Origin of the sequence: Actinoallomurus bryophytorum, assembly GCF_006716425.1 — a bacterium.
Taxonomy (GTDB): domain Bacteria; phylum Actinomycetota; class Actinomycetes; order Streptosporangiales; family Streptosporangiaceae; genus Actinoallomurus; species Actinoallomurus bryophytorum.
Window position 1 is genome coordinate 3190412 of record NZ_VFOZ01000001.1, and the last position, 18985, is coordinate 3209396.

Annotated in this window: 19 protein-coding genes, 1 tRNA gene and 1 other RNA gene; 8 read left to right on the forward strand and 13 right to left on the reverse strand. The window is 69.4% G+C overall.

Annotated features, from left to right (window positions below; genetic code table 11):
- Positions 1-5: 5 nt before the first annotated feature.
- The gene (locus FB559_RS14780) at positions 6-1763 is read left to right on the forward strand and encodes a prolyl oligopeptidase family serine peptidase (RefSeq protein WP_141956152.1); all 1758 of its coding nucleotides are present in this window, start codon (positions 6-8) and stop codon (positions 1761-1763) included.
- 29 nt (positions 1764-1792) lie between these two features.
- Here the strand turns inward: FB559_RS14780 and FB559_RS14785 are convergent, their stop codons facing one another.
- Positions 1793-2680, reverse strand: coding sequence for a helix-turn-helix transcriptional regulator (locus tag FB559_RS14785; protein WP_141956153.1), 888 nt, complete (start codon positions 2678-2680; stop codon positions 1793-1795).
- Positions 2681-2830: 150 nt separating this feature from the next.
- Here FB559_RS14785 and FB559_RS14790 point away from each other — a divergent pair, with 150 nt between their 5' ends.
- Complete coding sequence (locus FB559_RS14790; RefSeq protein WP_141956154.1) at positions 2831-3865, forward strand: zinc-binding dehydrogenase; 1035 nt, start codon at positions 2831-2833, stop codon at positions 3863-3865.
- 64 nt (positions 3866-3929) lie between these two features.
- The gene (locus tag FB559_RS14795) at positions 3930-4901 is read left to right on the forward strand and encodes an aldo/keto reductase (protein WP_141956155.1); all 972 of its coding nucleotides are present in this window, start codon (positions 3930-3932) and stop codon (positions 4899-4901) included.
- A gap of 125 nt (positions 4902-5026) precedes the next feature.
- Here the strand turns inward: FB559_RS14795 and FB559_RS14800 are convergent, their stop codons facing one another.
- The gene (locus FB559_RS14800) at positions 5027-5689 is read right to left on the reverse strand and encodes a TetR/AcrR family transcriptional regulator (RefSeq protein WP_141956156.1); all 663 of its coding nucleotides are present in this window, start codon (positions 5687-5689) and stop codon (positions 5027-5029) included.
- A gap of 160 nt (positions 5690-5849) precedes the next feature.
- Between FB559_RS14800 and FB559_RS14805 the strand changes: the two genes are divergently transcribed.
- Positions 5850-6341 carry a hypothetical protein gene (locus FB559_RS14805; protein ID WP_185792212.1) on the forward strand — a complete coding sequence of 164 codons (492 nt, stop codon included), beginning with the start codon at positions 5850-5852 and terminating at the stop codon, positions 6339-6341.
- Positions 6342-6395: 54 nt separating this feature from the next.
- On the opposite strand, the gene FB559_RS14810 is transcribed toward FB559_RS14805, so the two are convergent.
- The 7 genes from FB559_RS14810 to ffs form a co-directional block, all read right to left on the reverse strand.
- A complete protein-coding gene (locus FB559_RS14810) occupies positions 6396-7463 on the reverse strand; it encodes an aspartate-semialdehyde dehydrogenase (protein WP_141956158.1) in 1068 nt (355 codons plus the stop codon).
- Positions 7460-8728: an aspartate kinase gene (locus tag FB559_RS14815; protein ID WP_141956159.1), complete on the reverse strand. Its 1269-nt coding sequence runs from the start codon at positions 8726-8728 to the stop codon at positions 7460-7462. The genes FB559_RS14810 and FB559_RS14815 overlap by 4 nt, the downstream gene beginning before the upstream one ends.
- Positions 8729-8863: 135 nt before the next feature.
- Positions 8864-9397, reverse strand: coding sequence for a DUF5063 domain-containing protein (locus tag FB559_RS14820; protein WP_141956160.1), 534 nt, complete (start codon positions 9395-9397; stop codon positions 8864-8866).
- Positions 9390-9989, reverse strand: coding sequence for a recombination mediator RecR (recR, locus tag FB559_RS14825; protein ID WP_141956161.1), 600 nt, complete (start codon positions 9987-9989; stop codon positions 9390-9392). Before recR ends, FB559_RS14820 begins: the two co-directional genes overlap by 8 nt.
- A gap of 93 nt (positions 9990-10082) precedes the next feature.
- Positions 10083-10445 (reverse strand): YbaB/EbfC family nucleoid-associated protein, encoded by a 363-nt coding sequence (locus tag FB559_RS14830; RefSeq protein WP_246121604.1) that lies wholly within the window; start codon positions 10443-10445, stop codon positions 10083-10085.
- 204 nt (positions 10446-10649) lie between these two features.
- Entirely contained in the window at positions 10650-13019 is a 2370-nt protein-coding gene (locus FB559_RS14835; protein WP_141956162.1) for a DNA polymerase III subunit gamma and tau, read from the reverse strand.
- A gap of 21 nt (positions 13020-13040) precedes the next feature.
- Positions 13041-13136, reverse strand: an RNA gene (gene ffs, locus FB559_RS14840) — signal recognition particle sRNA small type.
- A gap of 77 nt (positions 13137-13213) precedes the next feature.
- Between ffs and FB559_RS14845 the strand changes: the two genes are divergently transcribed.
- From FB559_RS14845 to FB559_RS14855, 3 genes are all read left to right on the forward strand, one after another.
- On the forward strand, positions 13214-13528 hold the full coding sequence (locus FB559_RS14845; RefSeq protein WP_141956163.1) for a DUF952 domain-containing protein: 315 nt from the start codon (positions 13214-13216) through the stop codon (positions 13526-13528).
- Between the two features lie 10 nt (positions 13529-13538).
- Positions 13539-13626 (forward strand) — tRNA-Ser (locus tag FB559_RS14850).
- Between the two features lie 461 nt (positions 13627-14087).
- Positions 14088-14273 (forward strand): hypothetical protein, encoded by a 186-nt coding sequence (locus FB559_RS14855; RefSeq protein WP_141956164.1) that lies wholly within the window; start codon positions 14088-14090, stop codon positions 14271-14273.
- A gap of 220 nt (positions 14274-14493) precedes the next feature.
- Here FB559_RS14855 and FB559_RS14860 read toward each other — a convergent pair whose 3' ends face one another.
- From FB559_RS14860 to FB559_RS14875, 3 genes are all read right to left on the reverse strand, one after another.
- The gene (locus FB559_RS14860; protein ID WP_141956165.1) at positions 14494-15417 is read right to left on the reverse strand and encodes an NADP-dependent oxidoreductase; all 924 of its coding nucleotides are present in this window, start codon (positions 15415-15417) and stop codon (positions 14494-14496) included.
- 107 nt (positions 15418-15524) lie between these two features.
- The gene (locus FB559_RS14865) at positions 15525-15920 is read right to left on the reverse strand and encodes a MerR family transcriptional regulator (RefSeq protein ID WP_141956166.1); all 396 of its coding nucleotides are present in this window, start codon (positions 15918-15920) and stop codon (positions 15525-15527) included.
- 207 nt (positions 15921-16127) lie between these two features.
- Positions 16128-16754, reverse strand: coding sequence for a TetR/AcrR family transcriptional regulator (locus FB559_RS14875; RefSeq protein ID WP_141956168.1), 627 nt, complete (start codon positions 16752-16754; stop codon positions 16128-16130).
- Between the two features lie 113 nt (positions 16755-16867).
- On the opposite strand from FB559_RS14875, the gene FB559_RS14880 reads away from it, so the two are divergent.
- Complete coding sequence (locus FB559_RS14880; RefSeq protein WP_141956169.1) at positions 16868-17860, forward strand: NADPH:quinone oxidoreductase family protein; 993 nt, start codon at positions 16868-16870, stop codon at positions 17858-17860.
- Positions 17861-17977: 117 nt separating this feature from the next.
- On the opposite strand, the gene gap is transcribed toward FB559_RS14880, so the two are convergent.
- A complete protein-coding gene (gene gap, locus FB559_RS14885; protein WP_141956170.1) occupies positions 17978-18976 on the reverse strand; it encodes a type I glyceraldehyde-3-phosphate dehydrogenase in 999 nt (332 codons plus the stop codon).
- Between the last annotated feature and the right edge of the window lie 9 nt (positions 18977-18985).

The window sequence follows — 18985 nt, forward strand, 5'->3', positions numbered from 1 at the left end:
GGCCCATGGTCGATGAGGAACTCTGGAAGGCACGGTTCCGCGCGGCACGGGTGAGCCTGCCGGGCTGGGCCCATGACGCACCGCACCGCAGTGTCTACCGCTCGAACGCCACGGGCACCTGGGAGATCTACGCCTGGGACCGCGAGACCGACGTCAGACGCCAGGTCACCGACCGGCCGAACGGCACCTGGATGGCCGGTGTCGACCCGACCGGTGAGTGGATCTGGTGGTTCGCCGACACCGACGGCGACGAGTTCGGCGTGTGGCGGCGCGAGCCGTTCGGCGGAGGCGCCGACGCCGCTCCCGCCCTGGACGCTGCCTACCCGTCCGGCCTGGCGGTGGGCTCCAGCGGCCTCGCCGTGATCGGCCGCACCACCGAGAGCGGCTCGACCGTCCACTGGTGTGCCACGGACGCCGAGCCGCGCGTGCTGTACTCCCACGACGAGGACGCCTACATCATCGACCTGTCCGAGGACGAGTCGCTGGTGGCGATCAACCACAGCGAGCACGGCGACAGCCGGCACATGGCGCTCCGCATCCTGCGCCCCGACGGCTCCACCGTGGCCGACCTGTGGGACGGGCCGGGCAAGGGCCTGGGCGCGATCGCGTTCTCCCCGGTCGCCGGCGACCAGCGGCTGCTGGTCGAGCACGAGCGTCGCGGCCGTGGTGAGCCGCTCATCTGGGACCCGGTCAGTGGCGACGTACGCGAGATCGCCCTGGACCTGCCGGGCGAGGTCGGCGCCGACTGGTACCCCGACGCCTCCGCGCTGCTCGTCTCGCACTCCCACCACGCACGCGACGAGCTGTACCGCTACGACCTGGCGACCGGCTCGCTGGAGCGGATCGACACGCCACGCGGCGTCATCGGCTCGGCCACCGCGCGCCCGGACGGCACGGTGGAGTTCTCCTGGTCCTCCTCGGCCTCGCCGCCGGTGATCCGTTCCACGTCGGGCGCGGTGGTGCTGACCCCGCCGGGCGAGGCGGCACCGAAGTCGGTGGCGGTGGAGGACGCCTGGGTGACCGGTCCCGGCGGCGACGTGCACGCCCTGGTGGCCAAGCCGGAGGGTGCCGGCCCGTTCCCGGCCGTCTTCGACGTCCACGGCGGGCCCGCGGCCTACGACGACGACTCCTTCTCACCGGACGCCGCCGCGTGGGTCGACCACGGGTTCGCGGTCGTCCGGGTCAACTACCGGGGCTCCAGCGGCTACGGCAGCGAGTGGCGTGACGCCATCGAGGGCCGTCCGGGTCTGGTGGAGCTGGAGGACATCAAGGCCGTACGCGACTGGGCGGTCTCCTCCGGCCTCGCCGACCCGTCACGGCTGGTCCTGACCGGTGGGTCGTGGGGCGGTTTCATCACGCTGCTCGGCATCGGCACGCAGCCGGGCGACTGGTCCGTGGCGATCGGGATCGTGCCGGTGGCCGACTACGTCGCGGCGTACGAGGACGAGATGGAAGCGCTACAGGCGTTCGACCGGTCCCTGTTCGGCGGGTCGCCCGCCGACGTCCCGGAGCGCTACGAGGCCTCGTCCCCGATCACCTACGTCGACCAGGTCACCACACCCGTGCTGGTCATGGCGGGCGAGAACGATCCCCGCTGCCCGATCCGGCAGATCGACAACTACTTGGAGCGCCTGCGCGAGCTGGGCAAGGAGCACGAGGTCTACCGCTACGACGCCGGCCACGGCTCCCTCGTGGTGGAGGAGCGGATCCGGCAGATGGCCGCGACGATCGACTTCGCCCGCAAGCACCTGGATCTCACCTGAGCGATCGTCGGCGCCCGCCGGTAGACGCGTCACAGTCGTTCGGACGCGGGCTGCTGCGCGGGGGCGGTGAGGTCGAGAAGGATCATGGCGTCGTGGTCCGGGGTGCCGGGCTCGGCGTAGTAGGCGCTGAGCCGGTGGCCGGGGGTGCCGTCGAGTTGCATGCCCTGGTAGCCGAGGGTGAGGTGCCCGACGTCGGGGTGGTGGAAGGTCTTGGTGCCGAAGGTGTGGGCGCGGACGTCATAGCGTTCCCAGAGTTTGGCGAACTCCGGGCTCTTGAGGAGGAGCTCGCCGGCGAGGGCGGCCAGATCGGGGGCGTCGGGATCGGTGCCGGCGAGGGCCCGCAGCCGTGCGACGCATCCACGGACCTGGCTGTTCCAGGCGTTGTCGAACAACGTGCGGGCGGCCGGGTGAAGGAAGACGTAGCGGGCCAGGTTGCGGTGTTTGGCGGGCCAGTCCTCAAGGCCGGTGTAGAGGCGTAGCCCGGCGGGGTTGACGGCGAGGATGTCCATGGTGCGGCTGAGGACCATGGCGGGGTGCGGGCGCATGCCCTCGAGGAGCAGTTTCACGCCCGGTTTGACGGTGCGGCTCGGGGCGGCCGGCGGCTCGGGAAGATGGCGGGCGGCACGGACGGCCAGGTCGAGCAGGTACTCGTGCTCGGTCTGGCCCAGGCGCAGGGCGCGGGCGAGAGCGTCGACGACGGCGGGGCTGGGACGGGTTTCGCGGCCGCGTTCGAGGCGAGTGTAGTAATCGACGCTGACTCCGGCGAGGGTGGCGAGTTCCTCGCGGCGCAGGCCGGGAGTGCGTCGCAGGCCAGGGCCGATGGTGATGCCGACCTCGGCCGGAGTGACCTCTTCGCGGCGGGCCCGCAGAAACCGCCCGAGCTCGGTTCCGCCGCCCGCGTTCTGCTCGCGTGCCATGGCCCCAGTGTTACACCGTGTCCGGTGTGCTCGCCGGGCCGTGAGGGGCCCTGTCACACCCCGGAACGCCCCGGTCTGTCACCGAATGGGCGCGGACGGCAGGGTGGGTCTCAGTCCTGAAACGACTCAGCAGATGATCGGAGATGCTCGATGCGAGCGACCTTGATATACGGCGCCGGTGACATCCGGGTGGAGAACGTGCCCGACCCGGTGCTGCGGCAACCGACCGACGCCCTGGTACGGGTGCTGCGTTCCTGCATCTGCGGCTCGGATCTGTGGCCCTACGGCTCGGCTCCCGTTTCGGAGCACGGCCGGCGGATCGGCCATGAGTTCCTCGGCGTCGTCGAGGAGACCGGCAGGGAGGTGTCCGGGCTGAGGGCTGGGGACGTCGTCGTCGCCCCGTTCGTATGGTCGGACGGCATCTGCGACTTCTGCGTCGAGGGCCTGCAAACGTCCTGCCGCCACGGCGGAGGCTGGGGCACGCAGGACGTCGACGGTGGCCAGGGCGAGGCCGTACGGGTCCCGCATGCCGACGGCACCCTGGTCAAACTCCCGGTCGGTGAGGACTCGGCGTTGCTGCCGTCGTTGCTGACCCTGTCGGACGTCTACCCGACCGGCCACCACTGCGCCGTCACCGCGGGCGTCGGCCCCCGCACCACCGTCACCGTGATCGGCGACGGCGCCGTAGGCCTGTCGGCGGTGCTGGCGGCCAGGCGCCTCGGCGCCGAACAGATCATCCTCATGGGACGCCACAAGGACCGCACCGATCTCGGCCGGGAGTTCGGCGCCACCGACATCGTGCCCGAGCGCGGCGAGGAGGGCATCGAGCGGGTGAAGGAGCTGACGGGCGGCGACGGCACCCGTACCGTCCTGGAATGCGTCGGCCTGGAGTCCGCGATGCGGACGGCCCTCGCGGTCGTACGGGACGGTGGTGTCGTCAGCCGGGTCGGAGCCCCGCAGTACCAGCAGATCCCCGCCGGGTTCCCCGAGTTCCGGCGGAACATCACCATCACCGGTGGTGGCGCGCCGGCCCGCGCCTACATCGAGGAGCTCATGCCCGAGATCCTCGACGGCACGCTCCAGCCCGGCAAGGTCTTCGACCGCACCGTCTCCCTGGACGACGTCCCGGCCGGCTACCAGGCCATGGCCGACCGCGCCGCCCTCAAGGTCCTCGTCCAGCCCTGACCTGCGAGCGCCCCGGCGACGCAGGATGGGCGGAACCCACCCGTACAACGAACGGAGAACCATCATGAAGCACATCAAGCTGGGCGATCTGGACGTCGCCCGGATCGGCCTGGGCACGATGGGCATGAGCGGCGCCTACACCGGAGCCGGCGATGACGACGCCGAGTCGATCCGTACGATCCACCGGGCACTGGAGCTGGGCGTCACCCTCCTCGACACCGCTGAGGTCTACGGCCCCTATGTCAACGAGGAGCTCCTCGGCCGCGCGCTGAAGGGGCGCCGCGACCAGGCCGTGCTCGCCACCAAGTTCGGCATGATCTCCCACACCGGCGGCACCGGACTCGACAGCAGCCCGGCGAACGTGCGCGCCGCCGTCGAGGGATCCCTGCGCCGCCTCGGCACCGACCACATCGACCTGTACTACCAGCACCGCGTCGACCCTGACACCCCGATCGAGGACACCATCGGCGTCCTCGCCGACCTCGTGGCCGAGGGCAAGATTCGCCACATCGGGCTCTCGGAAGCCGGGCCGGCCACGATCCGCCGCGCGCACGCCGTCCACCCCATCACCGCGCTGCAGTCGGAGTACTCCCTGTGGACCCGTGACAGCGAGCCTGAGACGCTGCCGCTGCTGCGCGAACTCGGCATCGGCTTCGTTGCCTACTCTCCTCTCGGCCGTGGCTTCCTCACGGGAGCCGTCCGGTCCACCGACCAGTTCGCCGACGACGACTTCCGTCGGAACAATCCCCGCTTCATGGGCGAGAACTTCGACCACAACCTCCGCATCGTCGCGGAGGTCGAAGCGATCGCCGGTCAGGTCGGCGCGACCACCGCTCAGGTCGCCCTCGCGTGGCTGCTCGGCCGGGGGGACGACATCGTCCCCATCCCCGGCACCAAGCGCGTCCCCCGTCTGGAGGAGAACCTCGCCGCCGACGCGGTCGAGCTCACCCCAGAGCAGACCACCCTGCTCAACGGCCTCACCCCCGCAGCGGGCGACCACCACAACGAGACCCAGATGCGCATGATCGGCCGATGACCGAGGGTCCGTAGCCTGCCGGTCGACCGCGTATGCCCGGCAGGCCGGCCGTCGGAACGGCCGTCTCTCGTCAGGATCGGTTCGGCATCGGCGATCGTGAGTGACCTCGTGTCCTCACGAGTCGCTCACTTGCGCAGGTCGCGGTAGGTCGAAAGGGCCTCGCGTACGACGCCGCGCATGCCCGGCAGGCGGGCCATGCCGACCAGCTTGTCGATCAGCGGGACGGTGCGCTCCACCAGGCGGTAGGTCTTCTCGGCGTCCGGGGAGCTGTCGTAGACCCAGTAGAGGACCACGCCCATCGAGTAGAGCCACAGGAGCTCGGGCAGGTCGGTGCGGATCTCCGGATCCGTCTTCAGCGTCGAGCCCTCGACGACCTGCCGGTACACCGCGATCGCGGCGTCGCGGACCGGGCCGGACTCGGCGCTGAACGGGCTCAGCGGGCTCGACGGCTCGGCGGCGTACTTGAAGAACTTCCCGGCGAACTCCTTGTAGGGCTGAAGCGTGTCGATGCGGGCGCGGAGCACCCCGAGCAGACGCGCGCGGAACTCCCGATCGCGGGCGAGGATGGCCTCACAGACCTCGCTGTGGTCCTCCTGGGAATGCTCGTAATAAAGCTGGATCAGCTCTTCCTTGGAGGCAAAGTAGTAATACGCATTCCCCACCGAAACACCAGCCTCGGTGGCGATCGCGCGCATAGTGGTGGCCTCGTAGCCGCGCTCGCGGAAAAGCCGCAAAGCGGTCTTGGCGATGAGATCCCGGGTCTGCTCGGACTTGGTCGGTACGGCCACAGCCGACACCCTACGTCTCCTTGTGCACGGAGTCGGCGCACGCCAGTCCCCAGTCAGGGTTCGATGTTCTTTCCGTCAAGTGGCGCGTCTCTTGCCGTGGTATCGCATCGCACGTGGCAGATGCTGCGGCTGGCGCATGCGACATGTACGGGGAGGTTGGATGTCGACACGACTGACCATCATCACCGGCTGCGCCATCGCTTTTTTCGCTTTAACGGCCGGTACGGCCCACGCATGGACACATGACCGGAAATCATCGGCACCAATGCGCCAGCAGGAGGTCGGCGCACTGCTCCAAGGGGCCGGTCTTCGATGGATCTCGTCCGGCCACTGCACCCGCCGGACCAACCCGCACTGCACGTCATTCGACGGGCTGCGGCCATCGACCCTGGGCGGCGTGCTGCGGTTGAGAGATGACAGCCGCTGCGGGCTCGTGATCTCCGGCGGGACCGAGAGAGGTCATGCGGGAGGGCAGTTCAGCCACAGGGCGGGCTACAAGCTCGACATCCTGCCCAACCGCTGCCTCAACCGCTTCGTCAGGCACCACTACCGGCGCATCCACACGCGGGGCGACGGCTCGCCGCTCTACCGGGCGCCCGAGCGGTCACTCTTCGCCCGCGAGCGCTCGCATTGGGACGTCACCTTCATGTGATCAATGTTTCTCGTGAAACCGAGGAGGCCCGGGTGACACCCGGGCCTCCGGCACTCAGTCGGTGAACTCGGCGGCGACCAGCTCGGCGATCTCCGCGGCGTTCAGGGCCGCGCCCTTGCGCAGGTTGTCGCCGCAGACGAACAGGTCGAGCGTGTTGGGAAAGTCGATCGCCTGCCGGATCCGCCCGACGTAGGTCGGGTCGGTGCCGACGACGTCCGCCGGGGTCGGGTACACGCCGTTCTCGGGGTCGTCCATGACGACGACCGTCGGAGCGGCGTCCAGGATCGCCCGGACCCCCTCGACGCCGACCGGGCGTTCGAAGGTCGCGTGCACGGCCAGAGAGTGCGTCGTGACCACCGGGACCCGTACGCAGGTGGCGGAGACCTTGAGGCCGGGGATGCCGAGGATCTTGCGGGACTCGTTGCGGAGCTTGAGCTCCTCCGATGCCCAGCCGTCCTCCTTGAGCGAGCCCGCCCACGGCACGACGTTGAGGGCCAGCGGCGCCGGGAACGGCGACTCACCGTCGCCGAGGCGGTTCTGGATCGCCTTGCGCACGTCGCCCGCGACCTGGCCGAGGCTGCGGTCGCCGGCGACCGCCTCGATCTCGGCGTACAGGCGCTCGGTACCGGCCACCCCGGCACCCGAGACCGCCTGGTAGGAGGCGACGACGAGCTCGGTCAGGCCGTACTCGGCGTGCAGCGCGCCCATCGCGGCCATCATCGACAGCGTCGTGCAGTTGGGCGTGGAGATGATGCCGCGCGGCCGCTCGCGTACGGCCCCGGGGTTGACCTCGGGCACGACGAGCGGGACGTCCGGCTCCATGCGGAACGCACCCGACTTGTCCACGACGACCGCGCCGCGCTCGGCGGCGATCGGCACCCAGATCTTGGAGATCTCGTCGGGCACGTCGAACATGGCGATGTCGACGCCGTCGAAGACCTCGGGGGTCAGCTCCTGGACGACGAGCTCCTCGCCGCGTACGGGCAGGCGCTTGCCGGCCGAGCGGGCCGAGGCGACCAGACGGATCTCGCCGTAGACGTCGTCGCGGGTGGAGACGATGTCGCGCATCACGGTGCCGACCGCGCCGGTGGCGCCGACCAGGGCCAGGGTGGGCTTCCTCATCGTCCGCTCCCTCCGTACACAACGGCCTCGACCTGGTCGGAGTCGAGGTCGAAGGCGCGGTGCGCCGCGGTGACGGCGGCGTCGACGTCGTCCTGGTCGACCACCACGGAGATCCGGATCTCGGAGGTGGAGATCATCTCGATGTTGACGCCCGCGTCGGCGATGGAGCCGAAGAACTTGGCCGTCACACCGGGGTGGGACCGCATGCCCGCGCCGATCAGCGACACCTTGCCGATCTGGTCGTCGTAGCGCAGCTTGTCGAAGCCGATGCGCTCCTTGATCTTGTTGAGGGAGGCCATCGCCGTCTGCCCGTCCGTACGCGGAAGCGTGAAGGAGATGTCGGTACGGCTGGTCGCGGCGGCCGAGACGTTCTGCACGATCATGTCGATGTTGATCTCGGCATCGGCGAGCGTCTGGAAGATCGTCGCCGCCTCGCCGACCTTGTCGGGCACCCCGACCACGGTGATCTTCGCCTCGCTCCGGTCGTGGGCGACGCCGGAGATGATCGCTTGTTCCATCGTGTTTCCCTCGATGCTTTCCTTGACCCAGGTGCCGGTCTTGTTGCTGAACGAGCTCCGCACATGGATGGGCATGCCATAGCGCCGTGCGTACTCCACGCAGCGCAGGTGCAGGATCTTGGCACCGCAGGCGGCCATCTCCATCATCTCCTCGTAGGAGATGTCGGGGATGCGCCGGGCGACCGGGACGATGCGCGGGTCGGCGGTGAAGATGCCGTCCACGTCGGTGTAGATCTCGCAGACGTCGGCGCCGAGCGCGGCGGCGAGAGCGACCGCGGTGGTGTCGGAGCCGCCGCGGCCGAGCGTGGTGACGTCCTTGGTGTCCTGGGACACACCCTGGAAGCCGGCGACGATCGCGATCAGGCCCTCGTCGAGGGCGCCGCGGATCCGGCCGGGCGTGACGTCGATGATGCGGGCCCTGCCATGGCTGCCGTCCGTGATCACACCGGCCTGGGAGCCGGTGAAGGACCGCGCCTCGTGGCCCAGGTTGGCGATGGCCATCGCGAGCAACGCCATCGAGATGCGCTCACCGGAGGTGAGCAGCATGTCGAGTTCACGTGCCGGTGGGAGGGGGCTGACCTGGTTGGCCAGATCGATCAACTCATCCGTCGTGTCCCCCATCGCGGACACCACCACGGCGACGTCATGTCCGTCGCGTTTGGTGGCGGCGATGCGCTGGGCGACGCGCTTGATGCTTTCCGCGTCTGCGACGGAGGAGCCACCGTACTTCTGCACGACAAGAGCCACGCGTGTGCACTCCTCGGATCAGGCGTTGGAAGTCTTGACGCGCCTGAGTCTACCGAGGTCAGCGGCTCAGCCTGCGAGACGTTATCCCGCTATGCGAGATTTGCGCCATTCGAGGCAACGCACCGGAAACCTTCCTTAGCCGGCGACCTGTTCCTCCATCACGTCCAGGCGAGCACTCGCGGATACGGCGTAAAGAGCCCGCAGCGCCGCACCCGCGTGGTTGCCCCAGTGGTTGAAGTAGCTGTACTGCCACCACCAGAGCGCCTCCAGCTTGCGGTCGGCCTCGTAGTGCCGGCGGCCATGGACCAGGTCGCTGGCGACGTCCACGAGATCGTCCGAGAGCCGGTAGGGAACCGCCTCGTCGTCCTTGTACGGGTCGAACACCTCGGTGTAGTCGTCGACGTCGGTGAGACGCTCGGCGAGCCCCTGGCGTACGGCGTCGAGGTCGGGATCCTCGCCGACGTCGGGCTCCCAGTTGTCCGGGAGGATCACGTCGGTGTTGGCGCCGAGCTGCGCGCCCGCCACCGCGATCTGCGAGACCTCGAGGAGGAGCATCGGCACCGTCTGCTCTTTGGCGTCGCCGCGGGCGATCGCCTCGAGCATGGTCAGATAGCTCTCAACGTGCTTCGCCACCCGATCGGCGAGCGTGGTCCAGCTGTTCTCAGACATCGAGCAGCCTCCGTCCTTCGAACGCGCGACCGAGAGTGACCTCGTCGGCGTATTCCAGATCGCCTCCCACCGGCAGGCCACTGGCGAGCCGGGTGACGGTGAGGCCCATCGGTTTCACGAGCCGGGCAAGGTAGGTCGCGGTCGCCTCGCCCTCGAGGTTCGGGTCAGTGGCGAGGATGAGCTCGGTCACGTCACCGTCGGCGAGCCGCGTCATGAGCTCCCGAATCCGCAGGTCATCGGGGCCCACCCCCTCGATCGGGCTGATCGCGCCACCCAGCACGTGGTAGCGGCCACGGAACTCGCGCGTCTTTTCGATCGCCACGACGTCCTTCGGCTCCTCCACCACGCAGATCACATGCAGGTCGCGACGGGCATCCCGGCAGATCCGGCATTCTTCCGCCTCGGCCACATTACCGCAGACCTTACAGAACCTGACTTTGTCTTTTACTTCCCTCAGCGCCTCGGTCAGGCGGGTGACATCGGCAGGGTCGGCGGCGAGCAGATGGAAGGCGATCCGCTGTGCGCTCTTCGGCCCCACACCGGGCAGCCTGCCCAGCTCGTCGATGAGGTTCTGAACAACCCCTTCGTACACGGCTCCTCCCTTCTACTCGTCGCTCGTATCGTTCGCGGCGTGCGTGCGGACCCTCGCGGGCTCACAGCCCGTACGGCGTGAGCCGCGCGGGTCTCAGAGCTCCGGCAGGCCCCCGGGGATGCCACCGCCGAGGCTGCCCAGGCCCTCGGTCAGCGGGCCCATCTTCGTCTCCTGCAACCTCTGCACCTCCTCGGCGGCGTTGTGAATGGCCGCGACCACCAGGTCGGCGATGGTCTCGGCCGTGTCCTGCGGGTCGTTGGTGTCGATCGCAGCCGGGTCGATGACCAGCTTGATCAGCTCGCTCTGACCGTTCACCGTCGCGGTGACCAGCCCGCCACCGGCGGACCCGTCGACCTGGGCCTCCGCGAGCTCACGTTGCAGAGTCACGAGCTGTTCCTGCATTCGCTGCGCCTGCTCCAGCATCTGCTGGATATTCTGCCCGCCTCCGGGTTCCACGGCGTCTCCTCATTCGATCGTCCGATGGCACGAGACTACGGGGTTCGCTCTCGATGCGGTAAGCGCCCACCCGTGATCGGAATTCCCGGCATGTCACCGCTCGGGACCCGGCCGGCGACAGCACTCCGAGAGGCGTACGACCGGGGGCGCCGCAGCCATGATCAGAGTGACCTATGTTCGCGGCAAGCGGGCTTATTCCGCAGGTCAAGCGTTGTCGATCTCCTGAATGACCTTGCCGCCGAGCACCTGTTCGATCAATGCCATCCCGGTGAGGGCGGCCTCCGTACCGGCATCGGCGTCGCCCTCGGGATCGACCTCGTCGGCCTCGTCGAAGGGGCCCGGAGGCGGCGGCACGATGCCGGACGCGGACGCCGTGGGAGGGGGCGTACGGTTCTCGGCGGGCCGACGTGGCTCCTGCTGCCGGCGGTTCTCTCGCGGCTCGCGGGGGGCGGGGGGCGCCGCCGCGGCACCGCCCCAGCCGCCGGGGTCGGACGGGGGTGGGCTCGGCCGTCCGCTCTGTCCGGAGCCGTTGTCGAGGACGGCGTCGATGCGCCAGTCGACGCCGAGGATCTCCTTGAGCGCCTCGCGGAGCACGACCTCCTTGCCGCCGGTCGTGAAGCCGCGGCGCTTTCCCTCGTTGGCGAAGGCGAGGGTGAGGACGTTGCCCTCCAGGGAGGCGACGTCCACGCCTTCCATGAGGACGATCCAGGCGACCTTGCTGCGCTGCTTGACCGCTTCGAGGATGTCGACCCACATGCCACGGATGGCACTGACGTCGACCGCGCCGGGTTGTGCGGGGGTGGTCTCGTGCGGCGCCTCGCCGGGTGCCTCGTCCGCGGCATGCTGGCCGGTCCGTTGGTCCTGGTCCGAGTCGGGCCGTTGTGCCTGCGCTTGCCCGGGCTGGTGAAGAGTGGGCCAGTCGACCTCGCCCGGCGCCTGTGGCGTCGCGTTCGAGGGGGTCGCGGCGGAGCGCTCTGCCGCGTTGGACGGCGGCGCGTCGGCCGCCGCCGTTGAGGACGGACCCGCGGCGGACCGGCCCGCGGACGACGAGGCAGGCGCCGGGTCCGGTGCCGAGTTCGATGCCCGCGAGGGTGTGGCCTGCGAGGGTGTGGCCTGCGAGGAAGCCGCCGACGAGCCCGCGGCCGAGGAGTTATCCACAGCCCGTCGCTCATCTTCCCCACGCCTCGGTCCTCGCTGGACAATGGAAGTGGGGTCGCCCCCCTGGGCGGGCGGGGGTTGGTTTTGGGCGGGCGGGGGTTGGTTTTGGGCGCGCGGGGGTTGGTTGTCGCTCGGTTCGCGCTGGGGGTCCGAGCGGGTTGTGTGGCCGGGGCCGGGTGCGTGGCGTTCGTCGGCCGGTGTCGGGGGTTGCGGGCGGCGTACCGGGGGCATCGCGGCCGCGGGGGCGCCCTCGCCGATGGCGAAGCGGCGTTCGAGCCGGTCCAGGCGGGCGAGCAGTGACGATTCGTCGTCGTACGCACCGGGCAACAGGATCCGCGCGCAGATGAGTTCGAGCAGCAGTCTCGGCGCGGTCGCGCCGCGCATCTCGGTGAGCCCGGTGTGCAGCAGGTCGGCGGCGCGTGTCAGCTCTCCCAGACCCAGCCGCGACGCCTGCGCCTGCATGCGCTCCAGCTCGTCCGGTGGCACGTCGAGCAGGCCTGTCGTCCCCGCGTCGGGCACGTTGGACAGGATCACCAGGTCGCGAAAGCGTTCGAGCAGGTCGGCCGCGAACCTCCGCGGGTCCTGGCCACCCTCCATCACCCGGTCGATGGCGGCGAACACCGCGCCACCGTCATGGCTCGCGACCGCGTCCACGACCTCGTCCAGCAGGGTCGCGTCGGTGTAGCCGAGCAGCGAGACGGCGCGGGCGTACGTGATGCCCTCCTCGCCGGCGCCCGCGAGGAGCTGGTCGAGGATCGACTCGGAGTCTCGTGCGGACCCGGCCCCGGCGCGTACGACCAGGGGGATCGCTGCCGGCTCGTACGGGACGTTCTCCTTCTGCAGGATGTCCTCGAGCAGCTCGCGCAGCGTGCCGGGCGGAATGAGGCGGAAGGGATAGTGGTGCGTACGGGACCGGATCGTCCCGATGACCTTCTCCGGCTCCGTCGTCGCGAAGATGAACTTCAGGTGGGCCGGCGGCTCCTCGACGAGCTTCAGCAGCGCGTTGAACCCTTCACGGGTCACCATGTGCGCTTCGTCGATGATGTAGATCTTGTAGCGCGCGGCCACCGGCGCGAAGAAGGCACGCTCACGCAGGTCGCGGGCGTCGTCCACACCACCGTGCGACGCGGCGTCGATCTCGATGACGTCGATGTGCCCGGAGCCGCTCGGCCCGAGGGCAAGACACGAGTCACATTTGCCGCAAGGCTCGGGCGTCGGCCCCAGCTCGCAGTTGAGCGAACGCGCCAGGATCCGCGCACTCGAGGTCTTCCCGCATCCCCGCGGCCCGCTGAACAGGTACGCGTGGTTGATCCGCCCGTTGCGCAACGCTTGCTGAAGCGGCTCGGCGACGTGTTCCTGCCCCTTGAGCTCGGCGAACGTCGCTGGCCGGTACTTTCTATACAGAGCCAGACTCATCGGGGTCCGTCCTCATCAGAAGCAAAGGACCCCCCGCACACCCGTCAGAGCCTGCTTATCCTTGCTGCCTTCCGGCCCTGGGGAGGTTCACAGGATGACGCCATGCGAGGGGTCTCGAATGAGTCTATGGCATCGCGAGTACGTCTTCGGCCCGTACGCTCACCTCCGTTCGAACGAGCTCCGGAGGCGCGTGAATGAAGATCTTCCACATCGCCGAACGCCCCGAATGGGACGCCGCCCGCCAGGCCGGCGGGCCGTACGAGGTGTCGACCCGAGGCCAGACCCTCGCGGAGGTCGGCTTCATCCACGCCTCGCGCGATGAAGAGCAGGTACGTACGGTCGAGCGCGCGTTCTACGCCGATCTCGACGACCTGGTGCTCCTCGTCATCGACCCGCAGGGCCTGGACGTACGCCACGAGCCCGTCGGGGACGACGTGTTCCCGCACATCTACGGCCCCCTGCCGATCGAGGCCGTCATCGATGTACGGCCCCTGCCGGGAAACCGGTAGGATTCTCGGCGGAGGATTCGCCTAGTGGCCTAGGGCGCACGCTTGGAAAGCGTGTTGGGGGCAACCCCTCAGGAGTTCGAATCTCCTATCCTCCGCCACACAGAGCAGGAGTGACGCAAGCCCGGCACCTAACCGATGCCGGGCTTGTTGATTTTGTAGTCTCGTCGCGACCGATCCCTCCCGCCAGGATGCCGCTCACCGCCTCCTCCCTTCGGCATCTTCGCCAGACGTTGTCCGCGACGGCCCCGTAGGTGCAGAAACGCGGCACCGATCATCGACGGCATAGGGACAACGCCCGTACCCGCAGAGCCTCTGTAGATCTTCGGCGAATCGCTCACGAGGTTTCGGCAGGTCGCCCATCCAGCCTTCGGCAGACCGCCCGCAGAGGTTCGGCAGGACGCTCACACCATGGCCGAGTTGATACGCGTCCAGGCAGGTTTCTACTGACAGGCTCCGCTCGTCGTTGCGCAGCGGTACGGAGCCTGTTCAGCTCTTCTATCACCGCGACCGCGACAAGGTCGATATGGTGCTCTAGCACGCGTCGGGCCAGGTGATCGGTGTGAAGGTCAAGGCGGCCGAGACGGTGCGGAGCAACGACTTCCGTGGCCTGCGGCACCTCGCGGAGGGGCTTGGTGACCGGTTCCAGGCGGGGTTCGTCCTGGACGCGGGTGAGCGATCACTACCTTTGGGTGGACAACTAAAGGCACTGCCGATGGCCGCGTTGTGGCAACTCGAAACGCCCTGATCCTAAGGACGACAGGATGCGACGAATGCCGCAGTCAGGACAACACGAATGTGGTGACATGCATCGTCACAACCTCCACGCGAAGCGGCCTGAGAGAGTTCCGCTTGGCGGGCCTCAAGGCCATGACAGCGCCTAAGCCGATAGCGACGACTGGCTTTATCACCTTTACCCGATCCACGATCCCGGGTGTGGTCTTCTCCTGGCGTCGGCCGGGCACTTCTCATGTCACCTTGATGACGACCTTGCCGGAAGTGTGACCATTCTCGACGGTGGCGAGGGCGGCCGGGGCGTCGGAGAGCGGATGGACCGCGGTGATCACGGGGGCGAGGAGCCCGTCGAGGGCCAGCCGGGCGGACCGCTCCAGGTTCTCGCGGTCGAGGCGGCGCTCGACGGGACGCCCACCGAGTTCGGACACGGACGAATCTCCCACGGCGATGACGTTGCGGGGATCCCGGGCCAGCGGAGCGACCGTCCGCAGCGAGGTGCCTCCGACCAGGTCGACGATCCCGTCGAAGCCGTCAGGAACCAGCTCGCGTGCCGCGGCGACGACGTCCCCGGCGGCGTAGTCGATGAACCGCACCCCGATGGCCTCGGCGTGCTCGCGCTTGGCGGCACTCCCGGTGCCGACCACACGCAGCCGGCGCCCGACGGCCAGCCGGCCGACGGCGAGGCCGACCCCGCCCCCGACCCCGTTGACCAGGACCGTCGCACCGGCCGGGAGGCCGAGCTGGTCGAGCGCATCCACCGCGGTCGTCCCGGCGACTGGCAGCGTCGCCGCCACGGTCGTGGCCAGACCCGCCGGGATGCGCGCGGTGTTCGGCGCCGACAGCACCGTCGTCTCGGCGTAAGTGCCGCCACCGGTGAGTGCGAAGCCGAAGACCGCGTCACCCACCTCGATCCCGTCGACGTCCTCACCCCGGGCGAGAACGGTCCCCGATGCCTCCATGCCCAGCACGCGGGGAAACGGACGCCCACCGTCGAGCCCGGAGACCAGACCCGAGCGCAGAAGGTGGTCGAGCGGATTCACGCCGGCGACGTCGACCCGGATCAGCACCTCGTCGCGAGCGGGGACGGGATCGGGACGATCGAAGAACTCCTGCACCTCGGGCCCGCCATACCTGCCGAAACCCCACGCCTGCCCCATCTTCTGCGGCCTCCCGTGTGACCGACCCCGGTGGTTCCGGGCTCTGTCGCCATCCTCACCGCTCACACCGATGTCAGGGGCAACCGGATGTGGTGCAGGTCACAGCATCAGGATGCCTGTGCCGCCGGTTCCCTGGCCGTGGACAGCTCCGCACGGTGCCGACTGTTGGCCCTGATCAGCACGTCGAGCGCATCCCGGGTCTCGATCAGGTGCGCGATGTCGGCGTCGATCCGGTCGCGCTCGCGCGTCATCGTCGCGAACGCCAGCTCGACGATGCCCGGGTCACCGGGGGTCTCCACGCACGGCAGCACAGTCGCGATCACCCGGCTGGACATACCCGCGTCGAACAGCTGCCGGATGAGTGACACGCGCTGGACCTCGGCCTCGGAATAGTGACGCTGCCCGGCGTCGGAGCGTGAGCTGGTCAGCAGGCCCTGCTCTTCGTAGTACCGCAGTGAGCGCGGACTCACGCCCGTACGCTTGGACAGCTCACCGATCCGCATACCTGAGAGCCTACGTAGTCCTCGACCGGTGTACGCCCCGGCCCCTCCGTGACGGACGGCCACCACCGCACCGTCCGACCCCACGCCAGATACCGGTGTGCGCGGTTAACGGCGGACGGCTTCAGTAAGTCCGCGTGAATGTCGCGCAGAGCGGCGCGACATCGACCGGCCATGCGGTCTCACGAGCACGAGGGCGCCCATCGTCATCTAGCTCACCGGGTGTGACGGCGTGGAGGTGAGCGTGTCCCAGGCGGCCATCGCGCAGGTGATGACCGTCTCCAGTTCGGCGCGGTCGGCGCCGTCGCGGGCTTGTATGGAGAGGCCTTGCACCACGGTGGTGTAGTAGCGGGCGATGGCGTCGAGGTCGGCGGGCGGTGCGGTCAGGTCGCCGTCGATGACGCCGCGGGCGAGCCGGTCTCTGATCTCGGTGAGCATGCCGCGGCGGAGCTCGGCCAGGAACTCCCGTACCGCGTGGTTCTCCACGGCGCCTGTCGGCGCGGCGAGGATGAGCATGCAGTAGTGCGGGGTGTCAGGGCCGGTGATCTGGTCGGCGGTGGCGCGCAGCATGGCGTGGATCGCGGCGCGCGCGGTCGGCTGTTCGCGCAGTGCGCGTCTGGGCGGCTCGCCTGAGGTCGTGCCGTAGAGCGCCATGACCTTGCGGAACAGATCCTCCTTGCTGCCGAAGCAGGCGTAGATGCTGGCCGAGGCGATACCCATGGCCTCGGCCAGGCCGCCCAGCGAGGTGCCCTCGTAGCCGCGTTCCCAGAACAGGTCCAGCGCCCGGCGCAGGGCGACGTCCGGGTCGAATGTGCGCGGCCTGCCGCGAGCAGCCATCAAGCACCCCCCGTCCGATTTCTTTGTCGTTCGATCAAGTTTACCTTGACCTGCGCGGCGCTACCTGCCACGGTTTGTTTGTCGTTCGATAAATAAAAAGGAAACCGATCGTCATGAGCGTTCCCACGACCATGCGCGCCCTGCGGCAGACGTCGCTGAACGGCGTGCGGGACCTGCGCCTGATCACCGACGCGCCGGTACCGAGCCCAGGCCCCGGCGAGGTCCTGATCCGTGTCACCGCGGCCGGCGTCAACTTCGTCGACATCTCCCAGGCCCGCGGCACGTTCGCCGGCGGCCCGCAGCCGCCCTATCTCGCGGGCATCGAGGGGGCCGGTGAGGTCACCGCCGTCGGCGAGGGGGTGACCGACCTCAGGCCTGGTGCCCACGTCATCGGCGTCAACGGAGGCGCCTTCGCCGAGTACATGGTGCTGCCCGCGGCAGGCGCGCTGCCGGTGCCGACGGGGTGGGCCGACGAGCAGGCGCTGGGCCTGGTCGTGAACTGGCCGACCGCGCTGGCCGCCCTCAGGCCACTGGGCGGCGTCACCGCGGGGCAGACCGTGCTGATCCACGCCGCGGCGGGCGGGACCGGTCAGGCCGCGGTGAGGATGGCCAAGCACTACGGCGCGACCGTGATCGCCACGGCGTCGCGAGGCAAGCACGAGGTGGTACGGGCGCTGGGCGCCGACCACGTCATCGACTCCCGCGGCACCGACATCGCCGCCGAGGTCCTGCGGCTGACCGGCGGCGCGGGTGCCGATCTGGTGCTGGAGTCCGTCGGGGGCGCCACGTTCGGCGCCAGCCTGGCCGCGACCAAGCGGGTCACCGGCCGGGTCGTCGTCTACGGCGTGGCCGGCGGCGAGACCGCGGTCACCAACTGGGAGCTGGTCTACAAGCACCAGGTCCACGTCATCGGCCTGAACATCGGCACCCTGATCCAGGCCGCGCCGGAGATCTTCGGCGAGGTCATGGGCGAGTTGTCCGGGCTCCTCGCCGCCGGGGTGCTCGGCCCCGGCCGGCCCACCGTGTATGAGCTGGCCGAGGGGCCGAAAGCACTCGCGGAACTCGAAGCGCGGGCCACCGTGGGCAAACTGGCACTGCGGCCCTGAGCGGACCGTGACGCCGGACGGCGTGCCCCAGGCGTCGAGGGGCCGGATGCTGCTGCTGCGATCTACCACCCAGATCCGGCCGCCGTACGCGAAGGCCTTCCGGGCTGCCGGCGGCGGTCAGCCGCGCGCGAGGAGTTCGAGGGTGTCGATGACGCGGTTGGAGAAGCCCCACTCGTTGTCGTACCAGGCCACCACCTTGACGTGCTTGCCGTCGACGCGGGTGAGGGCGGCGTCGAAGATCGCCGACGCCGGCCGGCCGGTGATGTCGCTGGAGACCAGCGGCTCGTCGGTGTACTCGAGGATGCCCTTGAGCGCGCCGTCGGCGGCGGTGCGGTAGGCCGCGAGCACCTCGTCGCGGGTGACCCCGCGCGTGACCGTGGTGTTCAGCTCCACGATCGAACCCACCGGGACCGGCACCCGGATCGAGTCGCCCGACAGCTTGCCGGCCAGGTTCGGCAGCACCAGGCCGATGGCCTTGGCTGCCCCGGTGGTGGTGGGCACGATGTTCACGCCGGCCGCGCGGGCGCGGCGCAGGTCGCGGTGGGGGGCGTCCTGCAGGTTCTGCTCCTGGGTGTACGCGTGCACCGTGGTCATGAAGCCGTGCTCGATGCCGGCCAGTTCGTCCAGTACGGAGGCCAGCGGAGCCAGCGCGTTCGTGGTGCACGAGGCGTTCGAGACGATCACGTGCTCGCCGGGCTCGTAGGCGTCGGTGTTCACGCCGTACGCGAGCGTGACGTCGGCGCCGGCGGAGGGAGCGCTCAGGAGAACGCGCTTGGCCCCGGCGTGGATGTGCGCGCGGGCCGCGTCCGCCGCGGTGAACCGGCCGGTGGACTCGAGCACGACGTCGACGCCGAGCTCCGCCCACGGCAGGTTGGCGGGCTCGCGTTCGGCGAGCACCATGATGCGATGACCGTCGACCAGGAGGTAGGTCTCCTCGACCTCGACGGAGCGGCCGAGACGGCCGAGGGTGCTGTCGTACTTGAGCAGGTGGGCGAGGGTCTCGGTGGAGGCGAGGTCGTTGATGGCGACCACTTCGAGGTCGCTGTCGCGCTCGAGCAGCGCGCGGAGAGTGCTACGTCCGATCCGGCCGAATCCGTTGATGGCGATGCGGGTCATGGAGGCTCC

Coding starts and splice junctions, on each gene's coding strand:
- FB559_RS14880 (WP_141956169.1), top strand. CDS start 16,868: ATGAGCGTTCCCACGACCATGCGCGCCCTGCGGCAGACGTCGCTGAAC.
- FB559_RS14780 (WP_141956152.1), top strand. CDS start 6: ATGGTCGATGAGGAACTCTGGAAGGCACGGTTCCGCGCGGCACGGGTG.
- FB559_RS14835 (WP_141956162.1), bottom strand. CDS start 13,019: ATGAGTCTGGCTCTGTATAGAAAGTACCGGCCAGCGACGTTCGCCGAG.
- gap (WP_141956170.1), bottom strand. CDS start 18,976: ATGACCCGCATCGCCATCAACGGATTCGGCCGGATCGGACGTAGCACT.
- FB559_RS14865 (WP_141956166.1), bottom strand. CDS start 15,920: ATGCGGATCGGTGAGCTGTCCAAGCGTACGGGCGTGAGTCCGCGCTCA.
- FB559_RS14805 (WP_185792212.1), top strand. CDS start 5,850: ATGTCGACACGACTGACCATCATCACCGGCTGCGCCATCGCTTTTTTC.
- FB559_RS14785 (WP_141956153.1), bottom strand. CDS start 2,680: ATGGCACGCGAGCAGAACGCGGGCGGCGGAACCGAGCTCGGGCGGTTT.
- FB559_RS14875 (WP_141956168.1), bottom strand. CDS start 16,754: ATGGCTGCTCGCGGCAGGCCGCGCACATTCGACCCGGACGTCGCCCTG.
- FB559_RS14845 (WP_141956163.1), top strand. CDS start 13,214: ATGAAGATCTTCCACATCGCCGAACGCCCCGAATGGGACGCCGCCCGC.
- FB559_RS14790 (WP_141956154.1), top strand. CDS start 2,831: ATGCGAGCGACCTTGATATACGGCGCCGGTGACATCCGGGTGGAGAAC.
- FB559_RS14860 (WP_141956165.1), bottom strand. CDS start 15,417: ATGGGGCAGGCGTGGGGTTTCGGCAGGTATGGCGGGCCCGAGGTGCAG.
- FB559_RS14810 (WP_141956158.1), bottom strand. CDS start 7,463: ATGAGGAAGCCCACCCTGGCCCTGGTCGGCGCCACCGGCGCGGTCGGC.
- FB559_RS14820 (WP_141956160.1), bottom strand. CDS start 9,397: ATGTCTGAGAACAGCTGGACCACGCTCGCCGATCGGGTGGCGAAGCAC.
- FB559_RS14795 (WP_141956155.1), top strand. CDS start 3,930: ATGAAGCACATCAAGCTGGGCGATCTGGACGTCGCCCGGATCGGCCTG.